10 protein-coding genes are annotated in these 15,305 nt (G+C 33.4%); all 10 read left to right on the top strand.

The features are described 5' to 3' along the window. The first annotated feature begins 9 nt into the window (after positions 1-9). The 10 genes from DRF65_RS16280 to DRF65_RS16235 all read left to right on the top strand — a co-directional run bounded on the left by DRF65_RS16280 (position 10) and on the right by DRF65_RS16235 (position 14,874). Positions 10-690: a hypothetical protein gene (locus DRF65_RS16280; protein ID WP_123947368.1), complete on the top strand. Its 681-nt coding sequence runs from the start codon at positions 10-12 to the stop codon at positions 688-690. Then, entirely contained in the window at positions 687-1,079 is a 393-nt protein-coding gene (locus DRF65_RS16275; protein ID WP_115971823.1) for a nucleoside 2-deoxyribosyltransferase domain-containing protein, read from the top strand. Before DRF65_RS16280 ends, DRF65_RS16275 begins: the two co-directional genes overlap by 4 nt. A 13-nt stretch (positions 1,080-1,092) precedes the next feature. After that, positions 1,093-2,229: a cysteine desulfurase family protein gene (locus DRF65_RS16270; RefSeq protein ID WP_115971822.1), complete on the top strand. Its 1,137-nt coding sequence runs from the start codon at positions 1,093-1,095 to the stop codon at positions 2,227-2,229. Continuing rightward, the gene (locus DRF65_RS16265) at positions 2,222-4,456 is read left to right on the top strand and encodes a DEAD/DEAH box helicase family protein (protein ID WP_115971821.1); all 2,235 of its coding nucleotides are present in this window, start codon (positions 2,222-2,224) and stop codon (positions 4,454-4,456) included. Before DRF65_RS16270 ends, DRF65_RS16265 begins: the two co-directional genes overlap by 8 nt. Positions 4,457-4,466: 10 nt before the next feature. Continuing rightward, positions 4,467-4,682, top strand: coding sequence for a hypothetical protein (locus DRF65_RS16260; protein ID WP_123947367.1), 216 nt, complete (start codon positions 4,467-4,469; stop codon positions 4,680-4,682). Then, positions 4,679-6,817, top strand: coding sequence for an AAA family ATPase (locus DRF65_RS16255; protein ID WP_115971819.1), 2,139 nt, complete (start codon positions 4,679-4,681; stop codon positions 6,815-6,817). The genes DRF65_RS16260 and DRF65_RS16255 overlap by 4 nt, the downstream gene beginning before the upstream one ends. Positions 6,818-6,819: 2 nt before the next feature. Beyond that, the gene (locus DRF65_RS16250) at positions 6,820-7,386 is read left to right on the top strand and encodes a glycoside hydrolase family 15 (RefSeq protein ID WP_115971818.1); all 567 of its coding nucleotides are present in this window, start codon (positions 6,820-6,822) and stop codon (positions 7,384-7,386) included. A gap of 928 nt (positions 7,387-8,314) precedes the next feature. Further along, the gene (locus DRF65_RS16245) at positions 8,315-9,829 is read left to right on the top strand and encodes a reverse transcriptase family protein (RefSeq protein WP_115971817.1); all 1,515 of its coding nucleotides are present in this window, start codon (positions 8,315-8,317) and stop codon (positions 9,827-9,829) included. 44 nt (positions 9,830-9,873) lie between these two features. After that, positions 9,874-13,215, top strand: a complete 3,342-nt coding sequence (locus tag DRF65_RS16240; protein WP_115971816.1) for a WGR domain-containing protein — start codon at positions 9,874-9,876, stop codon at positions 13,213-13,215. Between the two features lie 3 nt (positions 13,216-13,218). After that, complete coding sequence (locus DRF65_RS16235; RefSeq protein ID WP_115971815.1) at positions 13,219-14,874, top strand: SWIM zinc finger family protein; 1,656 nt, start codon at positions 13,219-13,221, stop codon at positions 14,872-14,874. Positions 14,875-15,305: the final 431 nt, after the last annotated feature.

Here is a 15,305-nt window from a genome sequence, read left to right as displayed (position 1 = left end):
ATGAATATTATGGAAAATATAAAAAGTTTTTTTGATTCATTTAAAGAATTTGTGTGGGATATTATTGGATATTTATTGCCGGGAAGTTATTTGTTAATACTATTATCAATAATTATTAAAAAAGATTATTTTGTTTACCCAACAATTGGAACAAAGTCCGATGATTTCTATCCATTTATTTTTATAGTTATATCGTACCTATTAGGCTATTCTATCTATGGACTTGGCGTTATGAAGGAAAATATTTTAGGAAAATATTCTTATATAAAGAAAACAGAAAGAAATGTGAAGAATCGGAAAACGTTTTCGCTTTCAAAAGAATTATTGTCAAAATCTCTTCAAACAAAAGGTATAACTGATGATTTAAGTGATACAAGTCTGCGAGATATAAGAAGTATTGTTATGGGCTTTGTTCCGGAGCACGATCAAAAAATTTATACCTTTACTTTTAGAGCTGATCTTTCTAATCAAATTGGAAATGTATCTATGATGTTAGGTGTTTTAGCGTTAATTTTTTCCATTCTCAAGCCATTCTCTTTAGATATTTTCAATACAGCGATATCACATTATATAATTTATGTGTGCTTAATTATTAGTTACTTTTTATTAAGGGAAACACGAAATAAGTTTTATAATATATCACTGGGATTGCCTTTTTCAATATATACAGCAAAAGCCACCCAATTATGAGCTATAAATCAAAAGTCTTCTTATCGGGCGGATTTAAAAGTAATTGGCAATCAAAAGTCATTGAAGAGCTTAGTGAGCAATTTACTTTTTTCAATCCGAGGGAACATAATCTTGAGCATTCAGACTTCTATACAACATGGGATATTCACTTTGTAAAGGAATGTGATATTTTCTTTGCCTATATGGAGACCACTAATCCTTCTGGATACGGATTAGCCTTTGAGTTAGGTGTTGCCTACTCTTTAAATAAAACAATTATTTTAGTTGATGAAAAATCGAGAGAGGAAAAAACATTTGCAAAATATTTTAAAATCCTTCATAAACCATCAGGAGTGATCTTAGATAATTTAAATGATGGTATTGAGTATTTGAAAAAATTCTCGTTTTAAAATTTTAATTCATATGCAATTTATATATCTGGATAATAATGCTACGACTCAAATAGACCCAAGGGTATTGAGTACGATGCTTCCATTTCTAAAAGAAAACTTTGCTAACCCAAGCAGTACACACTATTTTGGAACAACTGTACTTGAAGCAATCATATCAGCAAGAACACAAGTTGCAGATTTAATTGGTGCAGATAATAAAGAGATTATTTTCACAAGCAATGCAACGGAAGCCATCAACATCGCATTGAAGGGAGTGGCAGAAAATTATTCGGAAAAAGGAAAACATATAATAACTGTTTCAACCGAACATAAAGCAGTACTTGATACCTGTAAAAATCTTGAAACTAAAGGGTATGAAGTAACTTATTTACCTGTTCAAAAGAGTGGATTAATTGATTTGGATGAGCTGAAGAAATCTCTACGCTCAGATACTATTCTGGTTTCTGTAATGTATGTAAACAATGAAACTGGTGTAATTCAACCAATAAAAGAGATTGCTTCTCTTGCTCATGAGATTGGAGCTTTGTTTATGACTGATGCAACACAAGCAACAGGGAAAATTCCTATAAATGTGGATGATATTGGCATTGATTTGTTGAGTTTAAGCGGACATAAAATGTATGCATCAAAAGGAATTGGTGCTTTATATATAAGGAAAGGTATTAACCTTTCTGCATATACGCATGGAGGCGGACACGAAAATGGTTTACGAAGTGGAACATTAAATGTTCCAAGTATTGTAGCTCTTGGCAAAGCTTGTGAAGTTGCGGAACAAGAAATGAAGCAAGATGCTGAAAGAATTATATCGTTACGGAACGAGCTAGAATGTGAACTTCTAAAAATTCCTGACACATTCGTGAATGGAAGTACAGAAAATAGAATTTACAATGTAAGTAATATTTGCTTCAAGGGATGTGATGCCAGTGTTATGATAGGTAGAATGAGAAATGTAGCTGTTTCCAATGGTTCTGCCTGTACTTCTGCGGTAATTGAACCTTCACATGTTCTTGCAGCAATGGGACTGAGCAATGATAACGCTTTTACTTCACTTAGATTTTCTTTAGGAAAATTTAATACAGAAGCAGAAATAAAAACAGCAATTAAAACGATTTCTGAATTAACTAAAATGATGCTAGGATATGCTTAAAGATTGTGATTGGTCAATAGATAGAGATTATAAGACAGGTACAGAAAATGAGCCTTTACAATTTTATTTGGATGGTTTAGCTAATAGTTCCGAATTTCATTTGTTGTTAGGTTATTTTAGTTCGGCAGCTATCAATTTACTTTCTGTTGGTTTTGCAACATTTATCAGTAAAGGGGGTAAAATGCGGATGGTTATCAATCATTTGCTTTCAGAAAAAGACAAAGAAGCTTTTGAAAAAGGACAAAGTCCCAATAATCTGAACAAAGTCTTTGATTTATCCGATGTAGTTTCTCTTGGAAAAGTGCTTGATGAATATGATACACATTTCTTTGAATGCCTGGCATATTTGATTGCTAAAAAGCGAATTGAAATCAAAGTAATCAAACCTAAGCACAATAGAGGAATTGCTCATTATAAATCAGGAGTTTTCAGCGATGGAGAAAATTCTGTGGGATATAAGGCTTCTTGTAACTTTACCTTATTTGGCTTATCTGAAAATTTGGAAGAGTTAGAAGCATTCTTAGGTTGGGAAGATGAGAGGTCAAACAAATTAATCAAAAAACAATTAAAAGTAATTAATGATTATTTTTCTGAACAGGATGAAGATGTTGAGTATTTGTCTGCAAATGAAATAGAAGTTGCGATCAAAGATAAGTTTGGCAATAAAAATATAGATGAGTTAATTGTTCAGGAGGAACAATTATTTGAAAAGAAAAGAAGCCTCATTAAAAACCATAAGCTAAAACAAACTATTGTTAAGCTTTACGATGATATTGACAAAAATTCAAGAAATCCGAAGTTTCCATATTCTGAAGGTCCAAGAGAATATCAAAAAATTGCATTTAATAATTGGAAAAATAATAATCAACAAGGATTGTTTGCAATGGCAACAGGTACGGGGAAAACGATCACTTCTTTAAACTGTTTACTTGAAATTTATAAAAAAACAGGTTATTATAAAGCCTTAATTCTTGTACCTACAATCACGTTGGTTAACCAGTGGGAAAATGAATGTAAAAAGTTCAATTTTACAAATATTGTAAAAGTTTGTTCAAAAAGTCGCTGGAAAAACGATTTTTCAGCCATTTTAACTCGTGAACGTCTTTCAGCAACGGAGCAAGTTTCATATATTGTAATTTCAACGTATGCCTCTTTTGCAAGAGAAAACATATTTAGTGAGCTAAATCAGTTACCAGCTAAAACTTTACTTATTGCGGATGAATGCCACAATATGGGATCAGGAGCTTTATTAAAATTTCTGCCTCAAGTTAACTGTAAACGAAGAATTGGTCTTTCAGCAACACCTGAACGTCAATTTGATGAAGAGGGAAACAAAAAACTTTTTTCATTTTTTAATAGCGAAAATGAATACACATATGAGTATTCAATGGAGGAAGCTATAAATAAAGGAGTATTATGCCGTTACTATTATTATCCTCATATAGTTACCCTTACAGAATCTGAAATGAAAGATTATATGGAGTTATCGCTGAAAATATCAAAATTCTATAAAAGTGAATCTGATAGTTTCAGCAAAAATTCTATTTTAACAGCATTGTTATTAGCAAGAAAACGAATTATACATAAAGCATCTAATAAAATATTTGTTTTTACTGATATTTTAAAGAAACAATATAAAAAGAAAGGCAACTTAAAGTACACATTGGTTTATGTTCCGGAGGGTAACGACCCGAACGAATATTTTGAGACAGATTATTTTTCAGAAAATGATGAAATTGAAAATGATAATGTTGCTGTACACTTAATTGATGCTTTTACTGAAGCAGTAAAGGATATTAATAAACGAACAACAATTAAGCAATTTATTTCAGGAACAAATGATAAAGAGAATGTTTTAGAGCAATTTGCAAACGGAGAAATTGATGTGCTTACTTCAATGAAGTGCTTGGATGAGGGCGTTGATGTGCCACGTTCTGAGTTGGCTATTTTTTGTGCGAGCACTGGAAATCCTCGACAATTTGTGCAACGTCGTGGCAGGATTCTTAGGAAACATCCTGATAAACAGTTTGCATATATACATGATTTGGTTGTAGTTCCTGAAATAAACCCTAATAGTGAAAACTACAGGATGGAAAGAAGTATGTTGAAAAAGGAGTTGGAACGTGTTAACAATTTTGCTTTACTTTCAGAAAATAGCTCTTATACAATCAATACGCTTTTAGATACTATGAATTACTATAATCTAAATCTTTACAATAATGAATAATAAAGATAAAATGTTACAGTTAGTACTTTCTGACGAAAAATTAAATTCTTTTTATGAATTTAATGCTGATGACTTTCCTACCGTAGAAGATGCCTTAAATTCTGAAAACCCCATCGTTGTAACTGTCGCAAAAATTATTGAGGGAGTTGCAGGAAGTTCTGATAGAAGTATTTTTAAGGAAACTTACAATGAGGTAATTAACTATCTTAATCAAAATATCCTATGATTATAAAAGAAATCACAATAGAAAACTTTAGGAGTTATTATGGAGTTAATACGATTAAATTTAATGATGGATTAATGATTTTCATTGGAGATAATGGGGATGGGAAAACTACTTTTTTTGAAGCATTAGAATGGTTATTTGATACTTCAAAACAAAATCTTGACTTACGTCTTATCTCGGAAAAGAAAATATCAGAGTTACCTGAATTTGAAAGTGAGGTTCTGCGTGTATCTATGACTTTTGACCACGATGGAGAGAAAATTGTAGAAAAATCATTTTCGTTTTCAAAAGATGCTAATAACGAAATAAAGACAAGTAATTTTCAATTCAAAGGTTTTGAAAATGAAGGGGCTGAAAGGATTCCAATTCAAGGAGGAAGATTATTGGACCGTTGTTTTGAGGCGGCCATACGTAAATATTGTCTTTTCAAAGGAGAAGAAAATCTTAATGTCTTCAATAATCCCGATGCTTTAAATTATCTAATTGAAACTTTTTCAAATATAAGACAATTTGAACCTTATTATAATGGAGAGGATGACACTTCTGGTTTTACAGATTATGCTGAATACCAATCTCGAAAAGCGTTTGAAAAAGCGATGAAATCAGATAAACAAAACTCTCAACAAGAAAAGGATTTAAGTTCAAAGCTAGATTTGTTAAGAAAAGACTTAAGTGATATACGCCAAAGGTTAAAAAGTAATAGAGAAAATGCAACCAATTACTCAACAAAGCTCAATGAAATTGAAAATAGTAAAGAAGCAAGTGAGTTACTAAAAGCTATTAATGAGCGACTAAAATCATTACGAGAAAAAAAGACTCAAACAGAAAAGCATATCAATGAAGAATATTCTATAAAACTTCTTGATGATATTTGGATTCTCGGCGGGTTTTCTTCTATTTTTGAAGAGTTTCAACAAAAAGTTTCCCTATTCAGTAGAGAGAAAAGAAAGCTTGAACGTGAGGAGGATAAACTGAAAGGTAAACAAGAATTAGCCAAAGAAATAGCTGAAGGTATTATTCCTTTATCGCCTAATATTCCTGATAAAATCTCTATGCAAGAGATGATTAAAGATGAGTTTTGCAAGGTGTGTGGTCGTGACGCAAAAGAAGGAACGGATGCTTACGATTTTATGGTTAATAAACTTAATGACTTAATTAAGAGTCAACAACCAATTGAAAAAGAAACTGAAAAACAACTTTTCCCAAATAGTTTTTTACGAGAATTAGAGCAAAAAAGTAGTAATTTAGAATATAATCAAGCGGAAATAAACAATTTAATTAACACAATCAGAGATAGTATCGAATTTAATGAAGCAAGAAAGGCTGACACTAATAAAATTCAGGAAAGTATTGATATAGAAGAAGAAAATAAAAAAAAATTATTAGCTCAAAATGATGGATTAACGGAAGAGCAACTACAAAACGCATATGAAAATATCAAAAATTGGTGGGATTATAAAGGTCAAGCAGAGAAACAAGTTGTAATCCTTGAAAAGGAAGAAAGTGAAAAGCAAAAAGAATTAGAAAAATATCAAGAAGAATATAATAATTTGGCTAAGGGGTCTGTGGCTGACACTTATCGAAAAATTCACAGTGCATTGGATAAAATCAAAAATGCTTTCAAAAATGCTAAAGAAAAAAACACACAAGATTTTCTTTTCCAATTAGAAGATAGGGCTAATCAATATCTTGAAAGGCTTAATATAGATGGATTTTATGGAATAATTAAAATAATTAAATCAGCAGATGGTGCTGCCAGAATTGCTCTGCAAGACAGAAATGATACATTTATATCGAGTCCAAATCAAGCTCTTAAAACAACAATGTATATGTCTGTATTATTTGCTGTATCAGACCTGACGGCATTGAAACGGGATAATGATTATCCACTTATTTTTGATGCTCCCACCAGCTCATTTTCTCCACAAAAAGAAAGTGATTTTTTCAAGGTTATTTCTGATATTAATAAACAATGCATAATATTTACAAAAAGCTTTTTAACAGAAAATGGGATGTTAGACAATAATAAAATTGATGCTCAGAATTGCACAATTTATCGAATGGAAAAACAACGCCCCTTCAGCAATTTAGATTTGTCAACAATTCAAACTAAATTAACTTTAATAAAAGAGTAATTATGGCAAAAGATACTTTATATGATGTGTGGGGAAGACGAAATCCACAATTTGAAATCCATTTTGAAGAATCACTTTTACGACAATTTACTGAATATGGAGGAGGATCCGTTGAATCAATGTCAAGTAAAGGGAAAATTTTTGGTGCTGGATATGAGCTTTATATTTATGCTTTTTTTATTGGACTGTATGCGAATAAACAAAAAGAATTGGCTGGGGAAACAAAAGGTCTTGGGCAGCCTATTCAGTTTTGGGGAAATTTAGATTCTAAGAAACTTAGGAAAGCGTATCCAAAATTAAGAGAATATATCTTTACAGCCTTACTTGCAAAAACTGATGATTTAGATTTAATTGCTCTTGAAAAAGGAGAAATAACAGAGCGGAAAGCTATTGATTATCTAATTGATACGATGGAAAAATATTCTAATTATGGCTTTCACAAAATAGAAGAAAAGCTAAAAGAAAGTCCTAATTATTTCTATAAAAATACAGGGTTTTTAGATATGATTTTGGATTTAGTTCAAACTACGAAAGAGAAAGACGAGGCAGAAGTTATTGAAGACTTGTAAAATATTGGCTATATTATAGATTTATATTGAAATAAAAAAAGCCTGTATGAATTATTTAAATTTTTATATTTGATAGTCTGAGGTTTATATTTACCTGAAATGAAAAAGACATAATTTCTTTGCAAGAAACAAAAAAAACTATATATTTGCACCAGTTAAAAACAAACGCTCTTAATCTTGTTAAAAAAGTGACCTATTCGGTGACCTACTAAACAAGAGAACAGCATAAAGCAGATGGATAGGGGTTTTTCTGAAAAGGTACAAGTCCCGTCCGGATCGCAAAAAGTCTTCTAGAAATAGAAGGCTTTTTTTATTTATACGCACTTTGGAAAAACAGATGTCATATCGGGAGGGAACTTACCCTCAGAACTAAAGTCTGCTTTTTAATACCAACCCAATTATTCAACTGCTTTATTTTTAAGAAAACTAAAAATTGTGGTAAACCGCTGATGAGGTAATATAGTGATCTAGCCGCTTAGAAGGATCAATGAAATTGATTCTATCTTAGCTTCCTTAAAAATGTGATATCAACTTCTTAAAACTTTGCATCAGAATTAAACCCTTTATCTCCAACTTTTGGAAGTTCATTTCAGTCTAAAAAATAATAAAGAATTTTAAAATGAGATTGGATGCTATAACCAATTTTTTTATATATTTGGAAAAGATAGATCCTTGCTTTTCTTTTTAAGAAATGATGATGTTTCGTCATCGATGTAAAATTGCTTAGCATACTGCACTACATACTATCTTTAATGGTGAAATTGGTACTAGTGCGTGCCTTTTCAGTTCATTTTCCGGGAAAATAAAGGTACGCACTAGTACCATTTCTGGAGTTGATAGATATAGTTCTCAGAAGATACGAAGGTATATCCAAAAACAAAGCCCTATTCAATTGTAGGGCTTTTTATTTATAAAAATACACCAAATCATGTCACAAAGTCTCACCAGGCAACAGATTTATGATCGTATAAAGGCATCTTCCAAAGACAGCTATATTTTGGAAGAAATGAAAAGGCTTGGTTTCTGGCAGGAAACATCTACGCCTTCTCTGCCGGAACAACTGATCCAAAAAGAAGCCGTTTTACAGCAGGAATTACAGGAATTACTGGCAAAAGACCGGAAGTATGGCAATCAGGAAGCAATGCTTCGAGAAATGCGTAAAAAACGGATGCAGGAAGCCAAAGCCAAAAGAGAAGTCACCAAACAAAAAAACGAACAAAAGCTACAGGATAAAGCTGATCACTGGAAAACGCTGCAACAGCAGCAAATCATTTATCTTGGCGAAAATGTTTCAAAGGGGCTTCATAAAACGGATTCTGATACCGAAAAGCTACTTCAGTTTTCACTTCCTGTTTTTGAAAACATATTAGATTTCAGTCAAAAGTCAGGGTACAGCCTTTCAGTAATCAAATATCTTGCTTTTCACCGGAGAGTTTCAAAAAAATCTCATTATCATGTTTTTGAAATTTCAAAAAAATCAGGTGGGAAAAGAAAAATTTCTGCTCCGAAATCACAATTGAAAGGTTTCCAGCAATGGATTCTGGATAATATACTGAATAAAATATTGGTAGGAGAGGTTGTTCATGGTTTCACAGCAAAAAAATCAATTGTTACCAATGCCGAACCGCATCTTGGTAAGGATATTATCATTAATATAGATCTTCAGGATTTTTTTCCGTCAATCAGCTATAAAAGAGTGAAAGGCTTATTTGTTAAACTTGGGTATTCAGAACAGCTGGCAACTATTTTTGCATTAGCTTGTACCCATGCTCATACAGAAGAAGCTCTGCTTGATGGTGTTAAATACTTTGTACATAAAGGAGACCGGTTTCTGCCTCAAGGTTCCCCTGCAAGTCCGGCAATCAGTAATAGTATTGCTTATAAGCTGGATAAAAGATTGCAGGGCTTAGCACTGAAATTAGGATTTGTATATACACGGTATGCAGATGATCTCACTTTTTCTACCAATGATGATAATGAACAAAACATTAATAAGCTTTTATACTTTGTAAAACAGATAATCAAAGACGAAAACTTTACGGTGCATCCTGATAAGCTTCACATCATGAGGAGAAAGAATCAGCAAAAGGTAACGGGAATCGTGGTGAATGAAAAACTGAATGTGGAAAGGAATAAACTGAGAAAATTCAGAGCCCTTTTACACAATATTGAAGTCAATGGATGGCAAAACCAAACCTGGGGAAAAGCATTTCATCTGATCAATGCCATTGAAGGGTATATCAATTTTATTAATATGGTAAATCCTTCAAAGGCGTTAATTTTCAGAGAAAAATTAAACATGATCATTGCAAAACACGGCAAACCGATTGTAGAAACCGGAAAAGAAATTCCTGAAAAGGTAGAAATAATTGAAGTTTCCGAAGTTAAAGAAGAAATAATAGCACCAAAAGAAGACAAAACCGATTGGTGGAATATTTTTTAGCCTGAACCCAACACATAATAACAACATCTTAATCCATAAGATAGATGAAAATCATCAAACAAACCAAGCTCTTCTTCCACGAGGGAAAATCAGATAAAGTTTACGAAATCGATCTTTGTGAAATTAATCCCGATGCCTTCATTGTCAATTTCCGCTATGGAAGAAGAGGAGCTGCATTGAAAGAAGGAACTAAAACTCCTGAATTTGTTTCCATAGAAAAGGCGGGAAATATTTTTGACCAACTCGAAAAAGAAAAAAGAAATAAAGGATACCAGTCTGAAGTAGAAGTATTCGTAGAGCTTCCTTCGCTGGAAACACTGAATGTGGATTCCAAAGAAGGGGTTATGCTGAAGCGTCTGGAGGATGCCACACAGAGTATTAATTCTTTCAAAACAGAATGGAAAACTTCCCGTGTCATCTGGAAAGCAGCTCAAATGGAAATGGTAGAAGCTGTTCCCTACATTCTGAAATTGGCAACAAAAGGGGATGAAATGCAGCTGTACGCTTCCATTTTTGCCATCAGAAGATTGAAAATTGTTCAGGCTTCCGAACTGCTTCACAGCATTGCACACAGTACAAGACATAAACAATACATCAAAAATGTTGCTTTTGATGCGCTTTTAACAATTAATGAGGGCTCAGAGCTTGAAAAAAATGTTTCAGAATTACTGGAAAGCCTACCTTCTGAAATTCGATACGCTATTGATAAAGGAGACTATGAAAGTCTGAAAAAGCATTACACTGAAAAATTTTCCAAAAAAGAAAAAACAGATGAGCTGGTTTCTCTTTATCTTTTATCAAAAGCTTATCCTTCTTTGGTTGAAATCATTGAAAACGTAATGTGGCAGATTCCGTTTGAAGTACCTTATTTTAGAAATATCCGGGCCATATACAAGCTTGCACGTTTCAGAGATGATGCTCAAATTCTGGGAATGCTTTTATTTTTATTCGAAAAGAAAACGCCAACGTTCAACAGAACGGCCAGTTTGGATAAAGAATCGTGGAATCAGACTCAATATTTCTCTCAGTTCGGAGATTATATTAACGTAAGAAAAGAGCTTTCCCATAATGAAAGCCGGTTGGCATTTTCAAACTTCACCAAACTTTATTTCCAGAAGAATGGTTTTTTCTATTTAAAAGAGCTGGGAAAACAAAATGAAGCAAAAAAATATTTAAGGTTTGCTGTAAACGCTCTTATCCAGTATTCTGACGAGGATTATACTTCTGCCAACAGAAGGCCTTTAAGCGTATATGGAACTTATGACTGGCAAAGCAGCAGGTATCATTACACTGTAGTTGATTTCCCTGAATGTTATCAATCATTATTGCTTACTACTATACTTTTTGGGAACGATAGAACCCGTAAAATGGATTCCAGGCTTCAGTTTTATTTAAAAAAAGAAGAGTTCTGGAGCTCAGATTATTATTATCAGGAAAATAAGGTAACAAAAATAGAATCAGTAACAAATAGCAACCCGGTTTCTTCAGAAGACTCTTCTGTTAAAAAACAGGATGGAGCTTTAGACAATATCATCAATACATTTAAAAATATTTTTGGTTCCAATAAAGAAAAACAGACAGATCCTCAATCTATACAGGAAGAAGCTGTAATAGAACCTGAGGTAAGCGCATCAAGGTCTGAACTTTATCCTGAATTTTGGGATGAAATGCCTGAAGCTTACATTCAGCTTTTGATGCAGGGAAAAATGGATAGGGTAATGAGATTTGCGTATGAAAATCTTTCTGTTCATCCGGATTATAAAAATCTGCTGTCGAAAATAGAACCTGAAATGATGATCCGATTGCTTAATAAGTCTTCAAAATATCCTCAAAATTTAGGGTTTGATGCTTTGGAGAAAAGAGAAACGGAATTAAGACAAAAAGAAAGCTTTGTAGCACAGGTTTTAGTTTCCGGAAATGAAAAAGCAAGAAACTGGGCGAAAGTGAACATAGAAAATAATACACAATATTTTCTTTCCTCTATAGATTTTATGGCCATTCTGGTGATGAATTCAAGAAAAGAGTCCAATGAATTTATTAATAATTTACTTCAAAAAGCATCTTTATCGGAAGACAGGCAAAAAGCTGTGCTTGGAAAAGTAATCATACAATTGATTGCTCTGGAAAATAACGAGGAAAATGATGAAATCGCGGAAGCAGCTACAAAAAAACTCAAGATAACGGCTTCTTCTAATTTTTCTGAGATCAGTTGGGATATTATTGCCCAATTATTGACTTCTCCGTTGAATAATAACAGGTTTTTAGCCAGTGAAATTCTGCTTTCCAAGTCCCAGAAATATCCTGTTACAGAAATCCCAATTTCAATTATTGAGCTGCTGTTAAATAATGAAAATGAATCCATCAGACAAAACGGGATTAGCCTTTTGCAGCAATATCCGAAAGAAGAGATCGGGAAAAACTGGCCGCAAATCCTTCAATTGCTTTCTTCTGGTTACAAGGAAGTTACAGGAAGTGTTCTTTCATTGAATGATCGATTTGAGTCCCAGCCTGAAATTCAGCAGCAGACCATTGGAAGACTGTTTGATGTATTGATGGCCGAACAGAAATTTGAAAATTCACATCAGTTATTCCGTGATTATCTGGATAAAATGATTGTGAAATATAAGAACGATATTCCTGTAAAATGGATGATCAGATTAGTGTTTGCGAACAGTGTGAAAAATCAGCTTTTCGGTTTCGAGTTGCTTAAAAAAGTAAATGATGACAGTAGATTCACCTTAAAACAGGTTATAGCTCTGGCCAATCACGAATTTTTGGCAATAAGACAGTGGGCCTGGAGTTTTTATAAAAATAATGTGGAAAGAATCAAATCAGACCGGAATCATGCCTTGGGAATCCTGGATGCAAAATGGGATGACAGCAGAGCGTTTGCTTTTCACTTCTTCCAAACCGAATTCACAGAAAAAGATTGGGATACCGATTGCTTAGTAGGAATTGCAGATTCTGTACGTCCTGATGTGGAAACTTTCGGTAAAAATCTCATTATGAAATTCTTCAAAAAAGAACAGGGATTGGAATATCTTACAAAATTGAGCCAACATCCGAGCCAGAACATACAGCTTTTTGTGACTTCTTATCTTGAAGAATATGCAACAGATAATGCTGAAAAACTTAAAGAGTTGGAATTTTACTTCCGTTCTGTACTTTCAAGGGTAAACCGGGCGCGAACTGCCAAAAACAGGATTTTCACTTTTCTGGAAAAAGAAGGAAGAAAAAATACGGAATCGGCAGAAATTGTCAGTAAAATTTTAGACGATTTATCAGCAACAACAGCCATTCAGGATAAAGCTAAATGCATCAATATTATTTCTGAGCTGAAAATGATTTATCCTCAACTGAATGTTCATCTTCAATTAATCTCTTAAGCCATGCAATTCGATTATAAATTTCATAAAGATACTGCGGTTACCAACTCTGCAACGAGTACGCAGATGAGCTTTTCTCCTGATCTGCAAAGAGACCCAACATTTTTTGTGGGTAAGCTCAATAAAAAAATACCTTTCAGGGAAGCGATTTCAGCTTTGCATGATGTGGTGGTTTCCGATCTTCGTTTCAAACCAAAGGATAGAGAGGAGTACAGAGAATGGGTTGCAGAACAGGAAAAACTTTGGCTGAGTGATTATATGGCAGAATTTCAGATAGAAGAAGTCCGGAAAAGAATGGCTGAAGTAAGAGGAGAGCTGGATCATGTTTATAAAGAAAAAAATAGGGTGTTAGGCCCTTTCAATACCGCAAAAAAGGCCTACTTTGATTATCTGTATCAAAAAGATAAAGATGCTTGGTTTGTTCTTGATCCTGTTATTACGGTACATCCTGATGAAGTTTTCTTTGAATGTTTCAGTCAGGACGAATCCACTTACGGAAAACTGAGCAGCAGCTATAATGTTTTCACAGAAATCAACGAATTCAAATGTGGAACAACCAATATCGATTATTCAGCTGCACTTTATAATGAGTTCCAAAAAATAAGAGATTATAAGGATACCGAGTTTAAAATTGATCCTTCAGGGTTTGAAGCGCTTACTACAAATGAAGAAGTTTACAAAGAAGAAAAAATAGATTTACCTGATTCCTGGGTTCGTGGATTTTTACAGGTAAGCTCTGCAATGACTTTACCAGCCACCACTTTTGATCTTCATCCGATGGATATTTTCAGTATTTGTCAGTATCTAAGAAGGTTTAAAGAGAAAAAAGGGCCGAGAGCACTGCGTTTTATTCTTGAGCCTGGAAAACCTATTCAGGCCGTTTTTGAGCCATGGTATGAAGTTTTAACCTTTCACCGCTCTATTTATAAAGGACCGGAAAGCAAGACGATCAGAATCTGGGGGAGAAGAAGGCTGCTGATTCTGGAAAGATTAATTCCTATCACTCAAAATTTCAGAGTGGTTTTGCTGGGAAATGGGCTGCCTTCATTTTATATTGCAGATCTTGGAGACATGTCCTTTACACTGGGACTTTCAGGCTGGACAACCAATGACTGGAGCCGAGCTGGAAATTTTGATCTGATGGCTCCAAGAGGTCATGTAGATTTACTGACACAGGAAAAAGTTTTCAATGCCTTAAAGGAAACATGGTTTGGAACAACTACTGATCTTTCCAAAAAACTAGATCTTGATACTGCTACCATTTCAGCTTCACTTACCTCATATACACAGGCGGGAAGGGTTATTTATGATCTTAATTCGGGATTGTACAGAGTTCGTGAACTGACTCAGGAACCTTTGGATATGAAACAGCTTCGCTTCTCCAGCCCGTTAGAAGAAAAAGCTGATCAGTTCATTTCCGAAGGGAAGGTAAAAATTGATTACAGTATAAAAAATGAGGTTCTCCATATTAAGGGAACCATAAAAGAAAATAATTTCACTCACAAAACGGAAGCTTTTGTTGATAAAGACCAACGTTTAACTGATGGAAACTGCCAATGCAGCTTTTATAAAGCAAACGGTTTGAGACAAGGGCCTTGCGAACATATTCTGGCGACAAGAATGATGATTAGCAGAAAAGGTTCAGATATTCCGGGATAATAGATTTCCACGGAAAATTCCGGACAATACTTATCAAAAGAAAAAGAAAGTCTTCTATCATCGGAAGACTTTTTTTATTTGTATCGGTTTTAAGAATTTTTGAATAATAAGGATTTTAAATCGTTTGTTGTATTGTGATTATTTTAATTATATAAAATTATTTCTATTAATAGTTGTAATTATTTCTACAAATTATTTTAAATTTATCTTTTAATTTCTTTTATTTTTGTAAATATTGCTTAGCCGTTAAGAGTGAAAGTTCCATGGAAAGGAATTTGTAGATCTGTGTTTAATTAAATTTAAAAATCAGACCAGCTTTAAACTAAGAAAAGATCACCCTGGATTGTAGGATCGGCAATATCATTTTCTTTTTATCATTCTCAAAATACTTTTACGGAACACTCTCAAATAAATTGATGATGATACTAGCC

The sequence above is a fragment of the Chryseobacterium pennae genome, assembly GCF_003385515.1.
Taxonomy (GTDB): Bacteria; Bacteroidota; Bacteroidia; order Flavobacteriales; family Weeksellaceae; genus Chryseobacterium; species Chryseobacterium pennae.
Note: the sequence above shows the minus strand (reverse complement) of the source record. Positions and strands in the feature narration are given on the sequence as shown.

Excerpts from the sequence above, each read along its gene's own strand:
- DRF65_RS16280 (WP_123947368.1), top strand. The coding sequence starts at position 10 with ATGGAAAATATAAAAAGTTTTTTTGATTCATTTAAAGAATTTGTGTGG.
- DRF65_RS16240 (WP_115971816.1), top strand. The coding sequence starts at position 9,874 with ATGAAAATCATCAAACAAACCAAGCTCTTCTTCCACGAGGGAAAATCA.
- DRF65_RS16275 (WP_115971823.1), top strand. The coding sequence starts at position 687 with ATGAGCTATAAATCAAAAGTCTTCTTATCGGGCGGATTTAAAAGTAAT.
- DRF65_RS16265 (WP_115971821.1), top strand. The coding sequence starts at position 2,222 with ATGCTTAAAGATTGTGATTGGTCAATAGATAGAGATTATAAGACAGGT.
- DRF65_RS16255 (WP_115971819.1), top strand. The coding sequence starts at position 4,679 with ATGATTATAAAAGAAATCACAATAGAAAACTTTAGGAGTTATTATGGA.
- DRF65_RS16250 (WP_115971818.1), top strand. The coding sequence starts at position 6,820 with ATGGCAAAAGATACTTTATATGATGTGTGGGGAAGACGAAATCCACAA.
- DRF65_RS16260 (WP_123947367.1), top strand. The coding sequence starts at position 4,467 with ATGTTACAGTTAGTACTTTCTGACGAAAAATTAAATTCTTTTTATGAA.
- DRF65_RS16235 (WP_115971815.1), top strand. The coding sequence starts at position 13,219 with ATGCAATTCGATTATAAATTTCATAAAGATACTGCGGTTACCAACTCT.
- DRF65_RS16245 (WP_115971817.1), top strand. The coding sequence starts at position 8,315 with ATGTCACAAAGTCTCACCAGGCAACAGATTTATGATCGTATAAAGGCA.
- DRF65_RS16270 (WP_115971822.1), top strand. The coding sequence starts at position 1,093 with ATGCAATTTATATATCTGGATAATAATGCTACGACTCAAATAGACCCA.